This is a genomic window from Diaphorobacter limosus (assembly GCF_033100095.1).
GTDB lineage: Bacteria > Pseudomonadota > Gammaproteobacteria > Burkholderiales > Burkholderiaceae_C > Alicycliphilus > Alicycliphilus limosus.
The window spans coordinates 1,087,187-1,106,791 of record NZ_CP136921.1 but is presented as its reverse complement, the minus strand read 5'-3'; the positions used below and the strand labels follow the sequence as shown (position 1 = coordinate 1,106,791).

The 19,605-nt window shown below is 66.0% G+C and carries 19 protein-coding genes; 9 read left to right on the top strand and 10 right to left on the bottom strand.

Annotated features, from left to right (window positions below; genetic code table 11):
• The first annotated feature begins 13 nt into the window (after positions 1 to 13).
• Positions 14 to 991: an LD-carboxypeptidase gene (locus tag P4826_RS05410; protein ID WP_317702884.1), complete on the top strand. Its 978-nt coding sequence runs from the start codon at positions 14 to 16 to the stop codon at positions 989 to 991.
• A gap of 247 nt (positions 992 to 1,238) precedes the next feature.
• Positions 1,239 to 2,168, top strand: a complete 930-nt coding sequence (locus P4826_RS05405; RefSeq protein ID WP_317702883.1) for an FHA domain-containing protein — start codon at positions 1,239 to 1,241, stop codon at positions 2,166 to 2,168.
• 49 nt (positions 2,169 to 2,217) lie between these two features.
• Here P4826_RS05405 and P4826_RS05400 read toward each other — a convergent pair whose 3' ends face one another.
• From P4826_RS05400 to P4826_RS05390, 3 genes are all read right to left on the bottom strand, one after another.
• Positions 2,218 to 3,084: a MinD/ParA family protein gene (locus P4826_RS05400; protein ID WP_317702882.1), complete on the bottom strand. Its 867-nt coding sequence runs from the start codon at positions 3,082 to 3,084 to the stop codon at positions 2,218 to 2,220.
• A 10-nt stretch (positions 3,085 to 3,094) separates the two neighbouring features.
• On the bottom strand, positions 3,095 to 3,868 hold the full coding sequence (locus P4826_RS05395) for a GGDEF domain-containing protein (protein WP_317702881.1): 774 nt from the start codon (positions 3,866 to 3,868) through the stop codon (positions 3,095 to 3,097).
• 91 nt (positions 3,869 to 3,959) lie between these two features.
• Positions 3,960 to 5,636 carry a SulP family inorganic anion transporter gene (locus tag P4826_RS05390; protein WP_317702880.1) on the bottom strand — a complete coding sequence of 559 codons (1,677 nt, stop codon included), beginning with the start codon at positions 5,634 to 5,636 and terminating at the stop codon, positions 3,960 to 3,962.
• A 68-nt stretch (positions 5,637 to 5,704) separates the two neighbouring features.
• Here P4826_RS05390 and P4826_RS05385 point away from each other — a divergent pair, with 68 nt between their 5' ends.
• Positions 5,705 to 6,931 (top strand): PLP-dependent transferase, encoded by a 1,227-nt coding sequence (locus tag P4826_RS05385; protein ID WP_317702879.1) that lies wholly within the window; start codon positions 5,705 to 5,707, stop codon positions 6,929 to 6,931.
• Between the two features lie 118 nt (positions 6,932 to 7,049).
• Positions 7,050 to 7,862 carry a DUF2189 domain-containing protein gene (locus P4826_RS05380; protein ID WP_317702878.1) on the top strand — a complete coding sequence of 271 codons (813 nt, stop codon included), beginning with the start codon at positions 7,050 to 7,052 and terminating at the stop codon, positions 7,860 to 7,862.
• 73 nt (positions 7,863 to 7,935) lie between these two features.
• On the opposite strand, the gene P4826_RS05375 is transcribed toward P4826_RS05380, so the two are convergent.
• Positions 7,936 to 9,462 (bottom strand): transglycosylase SLT domain-containing protein, encoded by a 1,527-nt coding sequence (locus P4826_RS05375; protein ID WP_317702877.1) that lies wholly within the window; start codon positions 9,460 to 9,462, stop codon positions 7,936 to 7,938.
• The gene (gene gloB, locus P4826_RS05370; RefSeq protein WP_317702876.1) at positions 9,459 to 10,235 is read right to left on the bottom strand and encodes a hydroxyacylglutathione hydrolase; all 777 of its coding nucleotides are present in this window, start codon (positions 10,233 to 10,235) and stop codon (positions 9,459 to 9,461) included. The genes P4826_RS05375 and gloB overlap by 4 nt, the downstream gene beginning before the upstream one ends.
• On the opposite strand from gloB, the gene P4826_RS05365 reads away from it, so the two are divergent.
• On the top strand, positions 10,234 to 11,019 hold the full coding sequence (locus P4826_RS05365; protein ID WP_317702875.1) for a class I SAM-dependent methyltransferase: 786 nt from the start codon (positions 10,234 to 10,236) through the stop codon (positions 11,017 to 11,019). The genes gloB and P4826_RS05365 overlap by 2 nt on opposite strands.
• A 36-nt stretch (positions 11,020 to 11,055) precedes the next feature.
• The gene (rnhA, locus tag P4826_RS05360) at positions 11,056 to 11,502 is read left to right on the top strand and encodes a ribonuclease HI (RefSeq protein ID WP_317702874.1); all 447 of its coding nucleotides are present in this window, start codon (positions 11,056 to 11,058) and stop codon (positions 11,500 to 11,502) included.
• 2 nt (positions 11,503 to 11,504) lie between these two features.
• On the opposite strand, the gene P4826_RS05355 is transcribed toward rnhA, so the two are convergent.
• The 3 genes from P4826_RS05355 to moaA form a co-directional block, all read right to left on the bottom strand.
• Positions 11,505 to 11,837: a thioredoxin family protein gene (locus P4826_RS05355; protein WP_317702873.1), complete on the bottom strand. Its 333-nt coding sequence runs from the start codon at positions 11,835 to 11,837 to the stop codon at positions 11,505 to 11,507.
• Between the two features lie 186 nt (positions 11,838 to 12,023).
• Positions 12,024 to 12,659, bottom strand: a complete 636-nt coding sequence (mobA, locus tag P4826_RS05350; protein WP_317702872.1) for a molybdenum cofactor guanylyltransferase MobA — start codon at positions 12,657 to 12,659, stop codon at positions 12,024 to 12,026.
• Positions 12,660 to 12,668: 9 nt separating this feature from the next.
• A complete protein-coding gene (gene moaA / locus P4826_RS05345) occupies positions 12,669 to 13,811 on the bottom strand; it encodes a GTP 3',8-cyclase MoaA (RefSeq protein ID WP_317702871.1) in 1,143 nt (380 codons plus the stop codon).
• Between the two features lie 227 nt (positions 13,812 to 14,038).
• Between moaA and P4826_RS05340 the strand changes: the two genes are divergently transcribed.
• Positions 14,039 to 14,791 (top strand): type IV pili methyl-accepting chemotaxis transducer N-terminal domain-containing protein, encoded by a 753-nt coding sequence (locus tag P4826_RS05340; RefSeq protein ID WP_317702870.1) that lies wholly within the window; start codon positions 14,039 to 14,041, stop codon positions 14,789 to 14,791.
• A 65-nt stretch (positions 14,792 to 14,856) separates the two neighbouring features.
• On the opposite strand, the gene P4826_RS05335 is transcribed toward P4826_RS05340, so the two are convergent.
• Positions 14,857 to 15,414: a DUF2889 domain-containing protein gene (locus P4826_RS05335; protein WP_317702869.1), complete on the bottom strand. Its 558-nt coding sequence runs from the start codon at positions 15,412 to 15,414 to the stop codon at positions 14,857 to 14,859.
• Positions 15,415 to 15,443: 29 nt separating this feature from the next.
• The gene (locus P4826_RS05330; RefSeq protein WP_317702868.1) at positions 15,444 to 16,877 is read right to left on the bottom strand and encodes an aldehyde dehydrogenase family protein; all 1,434 of its coding nucleotides are present in this window, start codon (positions 16,875 to 16,877) and stop codon (positions 15,444 to 15,446) included.
• 330 nt (positions 16,878 to 17,207) lie between these two features.
• On the opposite strand from P4826_RS05330, the gene P4826_RS05325 reads away from it, so the two are divergent.
• Both P4826_RS05325 and P4826_RS05320 read left to right on the top strand, forming a co-directional pair.
• A complete protein-coding gene (locus P4826_RS05325) occupies positions 17,208 to 19,307 on the top strand; it encodes a carbon starvation CstA family protein (protein ID WP_317702867.1) in 2,100 nt (699 codons plus the stop codon).
• 4 nt (positions 19,308 to 19,311) lie between these two features.
• Entirely contained in the window at positions 19,312 to 19,533 is a 222-nt protein-coding gene (locus tag P4826_RS05320) for a YbdD/YjiX family protein (RefSeq protein WP_317702866.1), read from the top strand.
• The last annotated feature ends 72 nt before the right edge of the window (positions 19,534 to 19,605 follow it).

The window sequence follows — 19,605 nt, the reverse complement described above, 5'->3', positions numbered from 1 at the left end:
GCGACACACCGCCTTGTCCCAAGACCACGACCACCACCACTGCGGCCACGACCATGGCCCGCGCCACATCTACATCTATTCCCCCTCGGGCGCGGTGCGCGACAAGGCGGCGTTCCGCCGCGGCATCAAGCGCCTGCAGGCCATGGGCCATGAGGTCGAGGTGGACCAGGATGCCCTGGCCAGCCATACGCGCTTTGCTGGCGACGATGCCACGCGCCTGGCCGCCATCCACCGCGCGGCCGCCAGCGGTGCCGACGTGGCGCTGATAAGCCGCGGCGGTTATGGCATCACGCGCATCCTGCCCGGCATCAAGTACAAGGCCCTGGCCAAGGCGGTGGAGCGCGGCACGCAGTTTGTCGGCGTGAGTGACTTCACAGCGCTGCAGCTGGCGCTGCTGGCCCGCACCGGCGCCACCACCTGGGCCGGCCCGGCCCTGGTGGGCGACCTGGGGGTGGAAGGCGAGCCGGACGACATCATGCTTGCCTGCCTGGATGACTTGTTCACCGGCCATGGCGAGGGCAGCGGCTGGCGCATGCATGCCGAGAAACCCCTGGCCGATGGCCGACCCGCGGTGCGCGACATCTACGTGAAAAAAGCCTGTTTGTGGGGCGGCAACCTGGCCGTGTTGTGCTCTCTCGTGGGCACGCCCTATTTGCCGCAGATCGAGGGCGGTGTGCTGTTCCTGGAGGACGTGGGTGAGCACCCCTACCGCATCGAGCGCCTGCTGACCCAGCTGTTGCATGCCGGTGTCTTGTCCAGGCAAAAGGCGGTGGTGCTGGGCCAGTTCAACGGCTACCAGTTGGCTGCGCACGACAAGGGTTTCAAGCTGCAAAGCGTGGTTGATTGGCTGCGCACCCAGATCAAGGCCCCCGTGCTCAGCAACCTGCCGTTCGGCCATGTGCCGACCAAGGTGCTGCTGCCCGTGGGGGCCGAGGTGTCACTGTCAGTTGAGGGGCGTGACGCGCTGATCTACTGGGGGCATGCGCATTGAGCATTCTTGCCCTTGTGCAGGCGATGGCGGTGACCCTGCCGGGTACCGCGTTGCCGACGGGTTCATGCTTGGCCGTTATTTGCGTGTCAACGTTTGTCAATGTCCAGCCAGGGGTGGCGGCATATGAATGCCCCTGGTTGTAATTCGTATAAGATAAAGTTCTTGCAATTTGTAACCTTCGGTGGCTGCTCCATGCCGCGACATGGGCTTGCAGACCGGCAGTGATATCCATGACAGGGAGTAGGACGTGAGTTCCAGCACCACCGTAGTGTTTGCAGACATGGCCGGTAGCACGGCGCTGTTTGAAACGCTCGGCAATGAGCAAGCCGCTGCCTTGGTGACGCGGCTCACACAGGGCATCGGCGTTTGCGTGCAAGACCATGGCGGGCGCGTGATCAAGAAGCTGGGCGACGGCGTGCTGGGTGTTTTTGCGCAACCGGGCCAGGCCGTGGCGGCGTCGGTGGCCTTGATGCGCGAGCACCGCCAGTGGCTCCAGTCCCAACCCCAGGCGCTGCGGGTCGCAATCCATGTCGGCCTGGCCAGTGGTGAGGTGGTCGAGGTCGATGGTGATTGCTATGGCGATGCCGTGAACGTGGCCGCCCGTTTGTGTGACCTGGCCGGCGGCGCCGAGGTGTGGGCCACCCAGGCCGTGGTGGCTGGCCTGGTGCCGGCGCGGGGCGTGGGCTTTATTCGCCTGGGGCATGTCGAGGTGCGCGGCAAGGCCGAGGCCCAGGTGATGTACCAGGTCGAATGGCGCGAGGATGCAGAGGCCGACTGCACCATGCATTCCGATCTGATGAGCGAGCTCAATCGGATAGACGATCAGCCGGTCGCCGAGATCCAACTCTCCGGGCCCGGTGGACAGCGGCTTCGGGCTTCGTCTGGATCGCCAGTTCAGCTGGGGCGTGCGGCCGACTCAGATCTGTGCCTGATCGATCCCAGGGTATCGCGCGTGCACGCCAGGTTGGAATGGCGCCAGGGGGCCTTTGTGCTTACCGATCTGAGCAGCTTTGGCACCTGGGTGCGTTTCGCCGGCAGTGAGACAGCCGTGCAGTTGCGCCGCGACAACTGTCTGCTGCATGGTTCGGGGGAGATCGCGCTGGGCGTGTCCTTTGCCGATGGCAATGCACCCATCATCGGTTTTCAGGTTTCGGACAGCGGCACGCGCCCGGTTTGAGGCGCGCCTGATGCGCTGACGTCCGTTGTTGGCCTTCCGGCGCTGGAGACTACTGACCGGCCGGCTTGAGCAGAGTGGACTCGATCTTGTTGGCCAGCTGGGCCACGGCCAGGGCTGCGGGGCAGCCCGGCATTTGCTGCATCAGCAACTGGCGCCGCATCACGGCCTCGCGTACCGAGGGGTCGGCCGGGATGTCACCCATGTGCACCAGGCGCATCGGACGGCCGGTATCCGTGGTCACAAAGCGATCCAGCACCTGCTGCAACTGGCCGGTGATGGCGCGGCCGTCGCCCGGGCGCGCGGCCTGGTTGACCACCAGGCGCACCTGCTGGCGCTTTTGCTGGGTGGCCAGCACCTTGATGGCGGCATAGGCGTCGGTCAGCGAGGTGGGTTCGGGCGTGGCCACAATCAGCACCTCCTGCGCCAGCGACACGGAAAACAGCACCACGTCGGAGATGCCGGCACCGGTATCGAGCAACACCACGTCATAGCGCGGCGCCAGCGTCTGGATGATGTTGAAGAGTTCGTTGCGCACCTCGGGTGTGAGGCGCGAATACTCCACCATGCCGGAACCGGCCAGCACCACCGAAAACCCTCCGGTTGCCTGGATGACGGCGTCATCCAGCCTGGCCTTGCCGGTGAACACATCGTGCAGCGTGACCTTGGGGTGCAGGTTCAGCACCACGTCCAGATTGGCCAGGCCCAGATCGGCATCCAGCACCAGCACGCGGTGCCCACGGCGCGTCAGGGCTGCCGCCAGGTTGGCGGAGACAAAGGTCTTGCCCACGCCGCCCTTGCCGCTGGTGATGGCGATGATGCGGGCATCGACCGGTGGGTTGGCAGTGGGCTTGCCGGCGGCCTCGGTTGCGGGCGTACCGGTGGTGGAGTTCGTCGAAGGGGACAGCGCGTCGTTCATCGCTTGACTTTCAGTGGGCGCTGCCAGTGGGTGCATCCACGGGTGGGGGCAGGTCGCCCCATCCGGATGGGGTGTACAGGGGGCCAAACAGCAAACTCTTCTCCTCGGCGCTGACGCTGCTGTCGGGTTGTTCTTCGATACTGACTCGGTTGCGCCCGGCGAGCTTGGCTTTGTACAGCTCGGCATCGGCGCGGTCTATCCACAGGTTGGTGGTGCTGCGTATCCATTGCAATGCAAAGGCACCGCCGATGCTGACCGTGACGTTCAGCGCCAGCGAGGGCGATATGCGCACCGGCGTGGCCTCGATGGCGCGGCGCATGCGCTCGGCGACCACGCGGCCAAAGCCAAACTGGCATGCGGGCAGGACGATGGCGAACTCTTCGCCGCCGTAGCGGGCCACGGTATCCATGGGGCGCACGCAGGACTCGAGCGTGCGTGCCACCGACTGCAGCACGATGTCCCCGGCCAGATGGCCGTGGCTGTCATTCACGCGCTTGAAATGGTCGATGTCCAGCATCAGCAGCAGGGCGCCTTCGCCGGAGCGTGCCACGCGGTCGATCTCGCGCTCCAGAACGGCACCCACATGGCGGCGATTGGGCAGGCCCGTGAGCGGATCCTTGAGCGAGAGTTCGCACAAGCCGTCGATCAGGTTCTGCAAATACTGCAACGGCACCTGCTCGCGCAAGGCCTGCTCCGAGCCCAGCGACTGGGCCACCAGCGCATGGGCCGTGGCCAGCTGCAGGTCACGCAGGCGGATGGAAGCGGAGGGCTGTGCGTCAGTCACAAAAAGAAACAAATGGAATGAATCGCAGTGTAGCAGCCTTGCCAGCACTCTTGGGTGACAAGGGGTTGCTGCTGCATCATGGGTGCGGATTTTATGGTGCGGAGAGTGTGGTTTTCAGCGCTGCAACGGCGTCTGCGTCCGTGCGATAGGTGACGAAGTTGGGGCCCGGCACCATTGCGCCGGCACTTTCAAGGCGGCGCTGTACGGGCAGCTTGATGCCGGCCACATGTAGCATGCCGCCCTGGCTTTGCAGCAGGGCACGCAGGCGCATGAAGGCTTCGACGCCGGTCACGTCGATGCGGTTGATGGGCAGCGCGAACAGGCACAGGTGCAGGAGGTCCGGCCGCTGGGCCAGCTCGTCGGCGACGCGGCGCTCCAGCGCGTTGGCGGAGGCGAAATCGAGCTCCGCGTCCATGCGCAGCGCCAGCACCCGGGGGGCAATGGGCGGAAGCTGCCACAGGTTGCGGTCGCGCAGGCTGCCGTCGGCGTGCAGACCGACTTCAATGATGCGTGGGTGCAGGCGCTGGAACAGAAAGTGGCTCAGGTTCATCAAGATGCCGACCAGCACCCCCCAGTACAGGCGCGGCGCGGTGGCCAGCGTCAGGCCAAAGGTGGCCAGGCCAATGACCGTCTCGACGCGTGAAATGCGCCACAGCTGGAACATGGTGCGTGGCTTGATCAGATTGGTGACGGCGGTCACGACCACCGCGGCCAGTACCGATTGCGGCACGTGGTAGAGCGCCGGCGTGAGCCACAGCAGGGTGGCCAGCACCAGCAGCAGCGCGAACAATGTCGCCCAGCCGGTTTTGGCACCGGCGTACAGGTTGACCGCCGAGCGCGAGAACGAGGCGCTGGTGGCAAAGCTACCGCATAGGCCCGAGCTCATCTTGGCCAGGCCGTGGGCGATCAGATCCTGGTTCTCGTTCCAGCGCGTGCCGCCCTGCTGGTGCTCCACCTTGGCGCTGGATGCGGTTTCCAGAAAGCTCACCAGGGTGACCACCATCACCGGCATCACCAGGGTGCCCAGCTCGTGCCACGACAGCCAGCCCGGCCAGTAGGGTGAGGGCAGGCCCGAAGGCAGGTGGCCGATCACCGCGCCGTCGGTATCTGCGTAGTCGATGGCCCAACTGATCAGGGCCGCCAACGCGATGAGCACGATGGCGGCGGGAAAGCTGGAACGCCAGCGCTTGGCCAGCACCAAAAAGGCCCAACTGCCCAGGCCAAAAGCCAACGCCGTGAAGTCAAAATGCTGCAGCGATGGACTGCTGGCCAGTGCGCTCCAGCTGGTGCGCAGGCCCAGCAGCGCTGGCAATTGCGATGCCAGGATCAGCAGCGCCGCGGCCTGTGTGAAACCGCCCAATACGGGCGATGTGACCAGATTCAGCAGCCAGCCAAAGCGCACCACGCCCAGCGTCAGCTGCAGCAGCCCCGACAGCAAGGCCATCCATGCCGCCAGCGCCACCCAGTGGGCGCTGCCGGGCTCGGCCATACCAGTAAGGGACGCGCCTATCAGCAGGCTGGTCAGCGCCGTGGGGCCCACGCCCAGGCGGGTGGACGAACTCCAGAGCACGGCCACCAGGGCCGGCACCAGAGAGGCGTAAATGCCCGTCACCAGCGGCATGCCCGCCAGCGCCGCATAGGCCACGCCCTGCGGCACCAGCATCAGGCCCACGGTCATGCCGGCCCAGAACTCCCCTTGCAGCAGCTCGCCCGAGGGGCGTGGCCATGTGAGAAAGGGGAACCAGCGGTGCAGGACGGGTGTGGGCATGGTGGGCGATTGTCACGCCATGCGCGTGGGCCTGCTGTGGAAACGGTCGTTGCCCTAATAATCTGCACATGACTCAAGCACCCGCAGCCGACCTGTCCACCCGTCTCATCCACCACGACTACACGCCGCCCGCGGGCTTCGAGGCGCCGCAGCCGCCCGTGCACAAGGCGTCCACGGTGATATTTCCCAACGTGTCTGCGCTGCGCGCGCGCGAATGGAAGGATAAGAGCAGCTATACCTATGGCCTGCATGGCACCCCTACCACCTACCAGCTGGAGGAGCGCCTGGCCACCCTGGAGGGCGGCCTGCAATGCCTGCTGGTGCCCAGCGGTCTGGCGGCGATTGCCACCGTCTCGCTGGCCTTGCTGCGCCAGGGCGACGAGGTGCTGATCCCCGACAACGCCTATGGCCCGAACAAGGCCCTGGCCGAGGTCGAGCTGCGCCACTACGGCATTGCGCACCGCATCTATGACCCGCTCGATCCCGCCGACCTCGCCGCCAAGATCACCGACGCCACGAAACTCGTGTGGCTGGAGGCGCCCGGCTCGGTGACGCTGGAGTTTCCCGATCTGCCCGAACAGGTGCGCATCTGCCGCGCGCGCGGCGTCACCAGCGTTCTGGACAACACCTGGGGCGCGGGCCTGGCCTTCGCACCCTTTGATTTGATGGGTGACGGGCAGCTGGGCGCGGATATTTCCGTGCATGCCCTGACCAAATACCCCAGTGGCGGCGGCGATGTGCTCATGGGCAGCATCACCACGCGCGACGAGGCGCTGCATCTGCGCATCAAGCTCACGCATATGCGCCTGGGCCTGGGCGTGGGGGCCAATGATGTGGAGGCGGTGCTGCGCTCCCTGCCCAGCATGGCGCTGCGCTACCACGCGCACGACCTGGCGGCGCGCGAGCTGGCGCGGTGGATGGGCACCCAGGCGCCGATCGCCCAGGTGCTGCACCCGGCGCTGCCCGGCTCGCCCGGGCATGACCATTGGCAGGCGCTGTGCGGCGGTGCGCAGGGCGGCCAGGGCGCTGCCGCTGGGTTGTTCAGCGTGGTCATCGATGCCCGCCACAGCCAGGAGCAGGTGGACGCGTTCTGTGATGGGTTACGCCTGTTCAAGATCGGCTACAGCTGGGGCGGCCCGATGAGCCTGGTCGTGCCCTATGACCTCGCGAGCATGCGCGCGCGCGCCACGCCGCAGCTCAAACCCGGCACGGTGGTGCGCTTCTCCATTGGCCTGGAGGCGGTGCAGGATTTGCGTCAGGATCTGGCGCAGGCCATGGAGCGCGCGTTCGCCTGAGCTTGCACGGGCGCAAGCGTGACCATCATGGGGTGGTAGTTTCCTTGATGCGCGACAAGGGTTTCGCTGGGTATGGTTGCTGGCTACGTCACAGCCACCGCACAGCGGGCCCACCGTCATGACCGACTCTTCCACGCCCGCGCCCGCTGCTGCGCCGCCGGCACCACTGGTGCTCAAGCCCCTGGGTTTCAAGGATCCGTTTCGCTGGCTTGCCGGCGGTGTGCGCGACCTGTTGGCCGCGCCCGGTATCGCCGCCTTCTACGGTGCGTGCTTTTGGGGCATGGCGTTGGTACTGGGCTGGGTGTTTCGCTCGCAGCCTGAGTACACCATGTCGCTGGCCAGCGGCTGCCTGCTGGTGGGGCCGTTTCTGGCCATGGGCCTGTATGAAACCAGCCGCAGGCGTGAAGCCGGCCTGCCGCCGGATCTGGGGGTGTCCATCACCTGCTGGGATCGGCATGTGTCCAGCATGAGCATGCTGGTGCTGGTGCTGATCGTGCTGGAGCTGCTGTGGGGGCGGGCATCACTGGTGGTGTTTGCCGTGTTCTTCAATACCGGCATGCCGTCCACCACGGGGGTGATGCAGGCGGTGTTCAACCCGCAGAACTGGCAGTTCGTCGTCGTCTACCTGTTGGTGGGCGGGGTGTTTGCGGCCCTGGTGTTCTCCAGCACGGTGGTGTCCATTCCCATGATTCTTGATCGCGACACGGATGCGCTCACGGCCGGCATCGCCAGCATCCGCGTGGTGCTGGAGAACCCGGGTGTGATGCTGCTGTGGGGGGCGCTGATCACGCTGCTGGTGGCGCTTGCCCTTGCGCCCTGGGGGGCTGGCTTGCTGGTGGTGGGGCCGATGCTGGGGCACGCCAGCTGGCATGCCTACCGTGCGGCGGTGGCAGCGCCGGCGGCCGTCGAAGCGGCAGAGCCGGAGGCTTGAACCCTGGCCTTCAAGGCCCGGGTGCCAGCCCGGCGGCAGGGCGAACCGCAGACGCTCGACGCGGTGCAGGGCGTCAGCGTTTGCGTTTCGATGGTGTGCCGCCTTTGCGCTTGGGGCTGACCTTGGCGGTGGTGTGAGCGGGGGCCTTGCCAGCGGCAGGTCTGGCACCAGTGCGTGCCTGTGCTATGGCGGTGAGGCGTACCGGCAGGTACATCACCACCTTTTCGCCAGCCTTGAACTTGCCTGTGAGCTTCAAATCGTTCCAGTCGGCGACATCGGCGGCCTTGACCTTGTAGCGCTGGGCGATGCTGGCGACCGTGTCGCGCTTGCCGGCGCGCACGGCGGTGCGGCGGGTGACGATTTCAGGGGTGAAGGCGATCTGCCCGTTGTCGGCCACATGCTCGGAGACATCGGCACCTTTGCCGGCGGCACGCGGCACCATCAGGGCCGAGCCGGCCTTGATCATCATGCGCGGCGGTATGCCGTTCATCTGGCGCAGGTCGCCCACGTCCATGCCCACGCGCTGGGCGGCAGCCGTGACGCTCATGGTGTTGGGCACGGTCCACACGGTCCAGCTGGCGTACTGGCCTTCGTTGTAGGCGGCCAGGTTCTTGCGGAACACCTGGGCGTTGTCCCAGGGCAGCAGGATCTGCGGCATGCCGGCAGAGAGGATGACAGGCTTGTGCAGTGACGGATTGAGCGCGCGGAAATCTTCCAGCCGTATGCCGGCCAGGCTGGCTACCAGCTTCACGTCGATGTCGCGCGTGATCTCCACGCTCTGGAAATAAGGGTGGTTGTGGATGACGGGCAGATCGGTGCTGAACCGCGTTGGCTCGGCCACGATGTTCTTCACCGCCTGCAGCTTGGGCACGTACATGCGTGTTTCTGCGGGCATGTTCAGGTCGGTGTAGCCGGTGCCCAGGCCCTGTTTCTCGTTGCGGGCAATGGCCCGGGCGACACTGCCCTCGCCCCAGTTGTAGGCGGCCAGGGCAAGGTGCCAGTCACCGAACATGCCGTGGAGCTTTTGCAGGTAGTCCAGCGCTGCACGGGTGGAGGCCAGCACGTCGCGCCGGTCGTCACGAAATGCGTTTTGCTTGAGGTCGAAGTAGGTGCCGGTGGCGGGCATGAACTGCCACATGCCGGCAGCCTTGGCGCTGGAGATGGCCTGGGGATTGAAGGCGCTCTCGATATAGGGCAGCAGGGCCAGTTCGGTGGGCATGCCACGGCGCTCCAGCTCCTCGACGATGTGGAACAGGTATTTGCTGGAGCGCTCTGTCATGCGCTGCATGTAGTCGGGCCGGGTGGCATACCACTGCTCGCGGTCACGAACCTGGTCGGTTTCCAGGTCGGGCATGGCAAAGCCGCGGCGTATGCGATCCCACAAATCGGAGGGCGCGCTGATGCCGGCCACGACATGGCCCTGGGCCGCGCCGGCGGTGATGGGGCGCAGCGGGCCAGCGGGGTATTGCGGTGCCTGGCTGGTGCTGGTGTCGCTGGGGGCGGGGAGGGGGACGGGGGTGTTGTCGCCTGGGGTGTTGGTGGTGGCGCAACCGGTCAGCCACAGCAGGCTAGCCAGCCCCAGGATGTGCAGAATTTTCATCGGAATTCGTTTTTCCATTGACGCAGTGCGGCCAGTACGGCCGCGGGTTGGTGCGGATCCAGCTGCGGGTCGAAGCTGCGCGCCGCCTGGGCCACGGTGGCTTCGCGCGTACGCAGAAACGGGTTGATGGCACGCTCGATGGCGATGCGCGAGGGTAGCGTCGGCTGCCCGTTCTGGCGCAGCGCGTTGCAGTGGCCGAGGTAGTCGAGAAGCGCCTGGTTGCCAGGCTCCACGGCCAATGCGAACTTCAGGTTGGACAGGGTGTACTCGTGGGCGCAGCAGACGCGCGTGGCGTCTGGCAATGCAGCGAGTTGGTCGAGCGAGGACTGCATCTGCCCGGGCGTGCCTTCGAACAACCGGCCACAGCCGCCCGAGAACAGCGTATCGCCGCAAAACAGCAGTGGCGCGCCGTCCATCTCGGCGCAGTAGTAGGCAATATGCCCCGCGGTGTGACCTGGTACGTCCAGCACCACAAAGCGCAGGCCCAGAACGGTGATGTTCTCACCCTGGCGCAGGCGTGTGAGGGGCTGGGGCATGGTCTCGCCGGCGGGGCCGTAGACGGCAGCACCGGTGGCCGCGCGCAGGGTGTTCACACCGCCGACATGGTCGCCGTGATGGTGCGTGACTAAAATTCCCCGCAGCGACAATCCCTTGTCGTGCAGCGCCTGCAATACCGGCGCGGCGTCGCCTGGATCCACGACGACCGCTTCGCGGCTGTCATGCAGCATCCAGATGTAGTTGTCGGTAAAGGCGGGCAGCGGCAGCAAGTTCATGAGCGGCGAAAATTATAAGTTGCACCACTGGTTTGGCACCCCTCCGGGGCGCTATCTGCTGGCCTGGGAGCAGGAGCGCTATGACGAGCTGGTGGCCGATATCTTTGGCTACCATGCCTTGCAGCTGGGCATGCCCGGCCTGCAGGCGCTGCGCGCCAACCGCATGCCGCATCGCTGGCTGGCATTGGGCGCGGACGAGGCACAAGGCGTGCCACCGGCGGAGGGCGCCGCTGACCAGGGGGTACCCCCCGCCTTGCTTGCCGAGGCCGTGGCTCTGCCGTTTGCCGAGGCCAGCCTGGACCTGGTGGCCCTGCCACACACCCTGGAACTGAGCGTGGATCCGCATGCCGCGCTGCGCGAGGTGTACCGCGTGCTGGTACCCGAGGGCCGGACGGTCATCAGCGGCTTGAACCCGTGGAGCCTGTGGGGCCTGCGCCAGGGGCGTGCGCGGCTGTACCAGCGCCTTGGTGGTGGGGGGCAGCCATACCTGCCCGATGTGGGGGAATTCATCTCGCCCGGGCGCCTGCGCGACTGGCTGCGTCTGCTGGGCTTTGAGCTGGAGACCATCAGCTTTGGCTGCTATCGGCCCGCGGCGACCAAGGAGCGCTGGTTGCAGCGGCATGCCTGGATGGAGAGCCTGGGTGCACGCTGGTGGCCGATACTCGGGGCTGGTTACGTGATCGTGGCCGCCAAACGCGTGCCGGGCATGCGTCTGCTGGAGCCTTCGTGGCGCAAGGCGCCCCGAACGGCCGGCGCGCAGGTGCAGGTGGCGCGCCGGCATTGATCATGGATGAATGGTTTGTTTGTTGAGGAGTCTTTTTTGAATCAGGTGGTGATCTATACCGATGGTGCCTGCAAGGGCAATCCGGGCCCTGGTGGCTGGGGCGCGTTGCTGCGTTCGGGTGCGCTGGAAAAAGAGCTGTTTGGCGGCGAACTGGGCACCACCAACAACCGCATGGAGCTGCTGGCCGTGATACAGGCCCTGGCGGCCCTGAAAAAACCCTGCCAGGTGGCCCTGTACCTGGACAGCCAGTACGTGCGCCAGGGCATCACCGAGTGGATCCATGGCTGGAAGAAAAAGGGCTGGCGCACCGCAGCCGGCCAGCCGGTGAAGAACGTCGAGCTATGGCAGCGCCTGGACGAGCTGGCGCACCGTGCCGGCCATCGCATCGAGTGGCATTGGGTCAAGGGCCATGCGGGCGATCCAGGCAACGAGCGCGCGGACGCGCTGGCCAACAAAGGTGTGGAGCAGGCGCTGGGCAGGTAGGTTCAGCTGGCGGTCTTGAGCATCGACAGCGCCTGGCGGATGTCCTGCACCGCCTGCGGACGCACCAACCGGGCGACTTCCGCGCCGTCGCGCAAGAAAACCAATGTAGGCCAGAGCTTGACGCGGTAGCTGCGGCCCAGCGGCTGACCCGGGCCGTCCTCGACCTTGATGTGCTGCACCTCCCCCTCAGGCTGCAATGCCTGCTGGATCAGCGGCTGGGCGCTTTGGCAATGGCTGCACCAGGGCGTGCCGAACTCCAGCACGGCGGCGCCTCGCAGTTGATCCACTGCCTCGCGTTGAGGGGCTTGCGGCAGGTGTTGGGCGCTGAAGGGCATTCCAGTTCACTCCATCAAACATCGATCGTGGTGCCGACGATATCACTTGGGATCGCCATCCCGGGGGCATGGTACCGTACCTGGCACTATTATTTTTATAGTTGTCAGTGCTTATATATAAAGCGCTACGTGCCAATTTTGTTGATATTTCATGCGGCTGCAAGCCCATGGCCTGGCAAGGCCGGGTCAGCATGGCGCTTGCGTGCCATCGAGTGCATGCAGCTGCGCCGGCGTATTGGCGTTGAAGAAGGCCAGCGGGTCGTCCCCGGCCTGGTCAAAGGGCACGATGGCGCAGGGCTGCAGGGCCGCCCAGCGGTGGATCTCGCGCCCGCCATCGGCGGTAAAGCCTTGCAGGCTCTGCAGCAGGTTCACGCGCAGCAGGCAAAACACAGGCTGGGTGCGCAGCCGCGTGCTGCCGTCGTGCTGCTGTTCGGGGGCTGCTGCCATGGCGATGTCGGCGCCCTGGTCGGTGGCTGCGGCGGCCAGGCGGCTGGCCAGGTCGGCAGGAAAGCACGGGCTGTCGCAGGGCACGGTCAACAGCCATGGGGTGGTGCAATGCTCCAGCCCGATCAAAAAGCCCGCCAGCGGGCCGGCATGGTCGGCCAGGCCGTCGGGCCAGACCGGTACGCCAAAGGCCTCATAGGCGGCCAGGTTGCGGTTGGCGCTGATCATCACGCTGCCAACCTGGGGCTGCAGTCGTCGTAGCACATGCAGCGCCAGGGGCTGGCCGCGAAAGCCCTGCAGGCCTTTGTCCACTCCGCCCATGCGCGAGCCGCGCCCGCCGGCGAGGATCAGGCCCGTGATATCGCGCGTGTCGATCATGCGCCGCGCTCAGCCGCCGATGTAGCTCATCTCGATGCGGCGCTGGCCTGCGCCGCTGTCCGCTGGCAGGCTGGCGCGCAGCTCTGAATAGCGGTCGCCGCGGCCCTGCCAGATATGGGCGATGGCGGTGCTGATCTGCGCGTCGCTGGCATCGCTGCGCAGCAGGCTGCGCAGATCCCAGCCCTGGGTGGCAAACAGGCACAGGTACATCCGCCCCTCCATGGACAGGCGGGCGCGGTTGCAGTCGCCGCAGAACGCCTGGGTGACGCTGCTGATCACGCCCACCTCGCCCAAAGCCGCGTCGTGGCGGCCGTCGGCGCCAGCCCAGCCCCAGCGTTTGGCGGTTTCGCCCTGAGCCGTGGCGGCCAGCGGCACCAGCGGCAGTTCGGACTGCAGGCGCGCAATGACCTCGGATGAGGGTACGACCTGATCCATGCGCCAGCCATTGGTGGCACCCACGTCCATGTATTCGATGAAGCGCAGCGTGATGCCGCTGCCGCGGAAATGCCGCGCCATGGCCGGGATCTCCTGGTCGTTGGTGCCGCGCTTGACCACCATGTTGACCTTGATGTGGGCGAGGCCGGCGGCCTGCGCCGCCTCGATGCCGGCCAGAACCTCGGCCACGGGAAAGTCCACGTCGTTCATGCGCCGGAACACCTCGTCTTGCAGGCTGTCCAGGCTGATGGTGACGCGCTGCAGCCCGGCAGCCTTGAGCGCGCGCGCCTTGCGCGCCAGCAGCGAGCCGTTGGTGGTCAGCGTGAGGTCGGGCACCCGGCCCTCGGTGGTGCGCAGCCCGGCCAGCTGGGCGACGAGCACCTCCAGATCCTTGCGCAGCAAGGGCTCGCCGCCCGTGAGGCGGATCTTGTGTATGCCATGCTGCATGAACAGCCGCGCCAGCCGCGTAATCTCTTCAAAGCTGAGCAGGTCGCCATGCGGCAGGTAACGGTAATGCTTGTCGAACACTTCCTTGGGCATGCAGTAGCCGCAGCGGAAGTTGCAGCGATCCGTGACGCTGATGCGCAGGTCGCGCAGCGGCCGGCTCAGGCGGTCGTGCAGCTGACCGGTGGCGGGTGCCGCCTGTGCTGCGCTGGGCACCGCGGGCCGCAGCGCCGCGCTGCGCTGATCCACGAGGGGAATGACACGTTCAGCCATGGGCAAATTGTGCCCCATGGGGCGAGTAGGGGCTTGGCTGGTGCTGCGCCGATTGATACCGGTCAATGGATCGCTGACCTGGTTCACGGTTGATGTGGGTCAATTGCGGGGCGGCGCGGCATTTGGACAATGGCGCCATGCTTAACATTTGTTTACCCTGTGTTTCTCTCGGCATTACCCAGGTTCATCGTGGCCGCCGTGTCGCGTTGCGCGCGTTGGCTGCCGCGATGCTGATGCCGGCGTTGCCATCGACCGCCCTGGCGCGCATGGCTTTGGCCACGGCAATCAACCGCACGGCGCGCTTTCGCGCGATGTCGCAGCGCACGGCCAAGCTGTACGGTCAGTTGCATCTGAACGTGAGGCCCGAGCGCGCCCGTGAAGCGCTGGAGCAGACGCGGCGCCAGGTGCGCGCCGACCTGGATGAGCTGGACCGCCAGGCCTGGCCGCCCGAGGTGGCGCGTCTGCTGGCCGATGTGCGCCGCAGTGCCGAGCGCCTGGATGGGCTGACGGCCCAGCCTGCCGGCAAGAGTGGCCTGCAGGCCGTCTCGGCCCAGGCCGACCAGATGCTGACCCACGCCAACAGTGCCACGCAGGCGCTGGAGCACCTGGCGCAGGCGCCGACGGCCAGGCTGGTGAACATGGCCGGGCGCCAGCGCATGCTGTCGCAGCGCCTGGCCAAGAACTATGGTCTGGTGGCCGCGGGGCTCGACAGCCGCCCTTTGCGCGATCAGATTGCGGGTGATGCTGAGGAATTCCAGCGTGCCATGGCGCAGCTTGCCGGCGCGCCCTTGTCCACGCCGGCCATTCGCACGACGCTGGAGCTGGGCCAGGGCCAATGGGTGTTTTTCGACATGGCGATCAAGCGCCAGCCGAATGCGCGCGGGCTGGAGGACGTGGCCACCACTAGTGAACGTCTGCTGGAGGTCATGGACAGCCTCACCGCGCTCTACGAAGTGGCTTTGCAGGATGTGCTGGGCTAGCCGGCTTCCATGCCTGAAATTATGTAAAAAAATGGCTGAAACGCTTGTGTATCAAGCGCAAAGCGCTATTTATTTTGTAGTTTTTTGGGCTGTTGGTAGAAGCGTGGGTAATGCTGCCGCACGCCCTCGCCGTGGTAGTCCCAGCCGGTGCACTGGCCCAGGTGGCGTGGCGGTTCGTCGCCACGGCTCTTGAATGCGGCGTTGATGGTCTGGAACGTGGCCGTGGCCAGGTTGAACAGCAGCTCGCGCAGATGCGTGCAGCCGGCCACGCCGCCCAGGTGGGTCTGTATGGACTGGCGCCAGCCGCGCACCATGCTGGCGCCCACCATGGATTGCAGGGCGCGCTGGGCTTCGGGGCAGCCGGCCAGCGGGTGGGCATCCATGGCGGACTCGATGGCGCGCACGACCAGGTCGCCGTCCACCGTGACGCGCAGCCACATGTGGTGAATCGGATCACCCGCGGGGCGCAGCTGTCCGGGGTGGCGCAGCGAGGGCAGGTCGTAGGTCTTGCTGTCGTGCAGTTCGCCCTCTATGTCCCACAGGCCATCGTCACGTTCGAAGCCCTGGTAGTTGACGCGGCGGATATGTCTGGCGGTGCGGGGGGAGGGGGGTGACAGGGGCATGAAGAACGGTTTGAAACTGCAGTCGGCCATCAGCCATGGCGTATGGCCACGGTCTTCAGGGTGGTGAAGCCGTACAGCGCCTCGAAGCCTTTCTCGCGCCCGTGGCCGCTGGACTTGACGCCGCCAAAGGGCAACTCCACGCCGCCGCCGGCGCCGTAGTTGTTGATGAACACCTGGCCGCTGGCCACGCGCCGCGCCATGCGCAACTGGCGTGCGCCATCACGCGTCCACACCCCGGCCACCAGGCCAAAGGGCGTGGCGTTGGCCAGCTCCACGGCATGGTCCTCGTCGTGGAAGGGCATGGCGGCCAGCACCGGGCCGAAGACCTCCTGCTGCGCCAGGCGGTGATCCGCGGGCACGTCGCGCAGCAGGGTGGGGGCCTGGTAGAAGCCGGTGTCGGGCGCCTCGTCCACCACCGTGCCCTGGGCGACGAGGGGTATGCCGGCCACCTGCGCGTCGGACAGGAAGTCCCACACACGCTGCTGCTGGCTTTGGCGTATCAGCGGACCCAGATCGAGATCCATGGCCGCGGGGCCCACGCGCAGGGACTCGAAGGCCTGGGCCAGACGCTCCAGCAGCGGCTCGTAGATCAGCGAATCGATGAGCAGCCGCGAGCCGGCCGAGCAGGTCTGACCGCTGTTCTGCACGATGGCGTTGACGATCACCGGAACGGCGGCATCCAGGTCGGCGTCGGCAAAGACGATCTGCGGGCTCTTGCCACCCAGCTCCAGCGTCACCGGGCAATGGCGCTCGGCAGCCGCCTGCTGAATCAGCGTGCCAATCCTGGGACTGCCGGTAAAGCTGATGTGGCGCACCCCCGGGTGGCGCGCCAGTGCGTCGCCCACCTCGTGGCCATAGCCGGTCACGATGTTGATGGCGCCAGCCGGCAAGCCCGCCTCGGCCGCCAGCTGGGCCACGCGCAAGATCGACAGGCAGGCATCCTCGGAGGGCTTGACCACGCAGACATTGCCCGCTGCCAGGGCAGCGGCGACGCAGCGGCCAAAGATCTGCATGGGATAGTTCCAAGGCACGATGTGGCCGGTCACGCCATGCGGCTCGCGCCAGGTGAGCACGCTGAAGCCCTCCTGGTAGGGGATGGTCTCGCCATGCAGCTTGTCGCAGGCGCCGGCATAGAACTCGAAGTAGCGCGCCAGGGCCGCGGCATCGGCGCGCGCCTGCCTGGTCGGTTTGCCGCAGTCGCGCTGCTCGATGGCGGCGAGCTCGTCGGCGTTCTCGGTGATCTTGGCGGACAGGCGCTGCAACAGTCGCCCGCGTTCGGCCGGGGCCAGGCTGCGCCACACGCCGTCATAGCACTGCTGTGCGGCGCGCACGGCGGTATCGATGTCTTCCACGGTGCCGCGCTGGATCTCGTCATATGGCTGGCCGTCGGACGGGTCGATGACGGCAATGGTGCGCCCGGCGCTGGAGGCTACGGCGGCATTGGCGATGTAGTGGTACTGCATGCGGCCCATTGTGCGGCAGATGGGGGCTCGCCGCTGGCGCCGTCCGTGAGGGCGGGCATCGTCGGGCTCAAACGCCCAAATCGGGGGATTATGGTTGGCTAGTGCGCACTTGGCGATTGCGCCTGCATACTGATGCCAGTCGCAGGGGCAATCGGTTGCAGCCGTGTGAGGCTGGCGTGAAGATGCGCCACGGACGCCGGATGCGGGGTGGCCCTGGTTGCCAGCCTGATCAGCGCCGTTTCAAAGCTGTGGCATGCGGGTGCGTTTGCCGGCCAGGCCGGTGGATCATGTGCAAGGCCATGTTCGAAGGCATTCAAGAGGAGACCACCAATGACCCCCAACCCTTCGACGCACGGCAGTCCGCTGCGCAGCTTTTTGATCTGGGGCGCAGTGGCCATCATTGGCGCCTGGGCGCTTGGTGTGATAGCACTGCAGCGTGGCGAGCCGATCAACGCCGTGTGGCTGATCGTGGCGGCCATCTGCGTTTACCTGATTGGCTATCGCTTCTACAGCAAGTTCATTGCCGAGAAGGTGCTTGAGCTGGACGCCAGCCGCATGACGCCGGCCTGGCGCCACAACGATGGCCTGGACTATGTGCCGACAGACAAATACGTCCTGTTCGGCCACCACTTCGCCGCCATTGCCGGGGCCGGACCCTTGGTGGGCCCGGTGCTGGCGGCCCAGATGGGCTACCTGCCTGGCATGCTGTGGATTCTGGCGGGCGTGGTCTTTGCCGGTGCCGTGCAGGACTTCGTCGTGCTGTTCATCTCGACCAGGCGCGATGGCAAGTCGCTGGGTGATCTGATCAAGACCGAGATGGGGCCGGTGGCCGGCGTGATTGCGCTGTTTGGTGCCTTCATGATCATGGTGATCATCCTGGCGGTGCTGGCGATGATTGTCGTCAAAGCCTTGATCCACTCGCCCTGGGGTGTGTTCACGGTGGCGGCGACTGTGCCGATTGCCCTGTTCATGGGCATCTACCTGCGCTTCATCCGCCCCGGGCGTATTGGCGAGGTCTCGGTGATCGGCTTTGTGCTGCTGATGCTGGCCATCGTCTACGGCCAGGATGTGGCGGCCAGCCCCACCCTGGCCCCATGGTTTGACTACAGTGGTGTCGGCCTGACCTGGATCCTGATCATTTACGGCGCCGTGGCCGCCATGCTGCCCGTGTGGCTGCTGCTGGCGCCGCGCGACTATCTTTCGACCTTTTTGAAGATCGGCTTCATCGTGCTGCTGGCGGGCAGCATCGTCATCGTCGCACCGCAAATGCAGATGCCGGCCTTGACACGCTATATCGATGGCACTGGCCCGGTCTGGTCCGGCAGCCTGTTCCCCTTCCTGTTCATCACCATTGCCTGTGGCGCGGTGTCGGGCTTCCATGCCCTGATCTCGTCGGGCACTACCCCGAAGCTGCTGGAGAACGAAACCCAGGCGCGCCTGATCGGCTATGGCGGCATGCTGATGGAGTCGGCCGTTGCCTCGATGGCCATGATTGCCGCCTGTGTCATCGAGCCGGGGGTGTACTTCGCCATGAACAGCCCGGCGGCCTTGATAGGGACAACACCCGAGCAGGTGGCACAGGTGGTGTCGTCCTGGGGCTTTGCCGTGACACCGGAAGTGCTGCTGGCCACGGCCAAGGATGTGGGCGAGACGACCATCATTTCGCGCGCTGGCGGCGCGCCTACCTTGGCCGTGGGCATGGCGCATATCCTGCACCAGTTGTTTGGCGGCGAGGGCATGATGGCCTTCTGGTACCACTTCGCGATCCTGTTCGAGGCCTTGTTCATACTGACCGCGGTGGATGCCGGTACGCGTGCCGGCCGCTTCATGCTGCAGGATTTGCTGGGCACCTTTGTTCCGTCGATGGGGCGCACCGATTCACTGCCCGCCAACGTGATCTCGACCTGCCTGTGCGTCGCAGCCTGGGGCTTCTTTCTCTACCAGGGGGTGGTTGATCCGCTGGGCGGCATCAACACGCTGTGGCCGTTGTTTGGCATTGCCAATCAGATGCTGGCGGCGCTGGCGCTGACGCTGGGCACCGTGGTGCTGTTCCGGATGAAGAAGGATCGCTACGCCTGGGTCACTGTCGTGCCCACTGTCTGGTTGCTGGCTTGTACGCTGACTGCCGGCTGGATGAAGCTGTTTTCAGCCGACCCGCGCGTGGGTTTTGTTGCCACGGCGCGCAAGTTCAGCGCCGAGGTCGCCAGGCACCAGGCCGAGGGAACGCTGCCGGAGAAGGGGCCCACGATCGAGCAGATGCAGCAGATCGTTTTCAACAACTACCTGGATGCAGCCCTATGCGCCGTCTTCATGCTGGTGGTTGTATCGGGAGTGATCTTCGGCATCAAGGCCGTGCTGCATGCGCGTTCGCACAACAAACCGAGCGTGCGCGAGACACCTTACCAGCCCTTGCCGGCCACTGGAGCCTGACGCCATGCCAGGTTTGGTTACCCTCAGCAGCCTGGCGCATGCCGCGCAAGAAAGCGGCAGCTACCTGGCACGGGCCGCGCGCATGATGGTGGGTGTGCCCGACTACGGCCAGTATCTGGCGCACATGCGTCGCGAACATCCGCAGGAGGCGCCGCTCAATTACGAGGAGTTCTTCAAGAACCGCATGCAGGCCCGCTACGGCGGCGGTCGCGCGGGTTGTTGTTGAGGTCGATCCCAACTCGGCCATCGGCCTGGCCAGCCAATGAAAAACCCGCTTGAAGCGGGTTTTTCTGTGGTT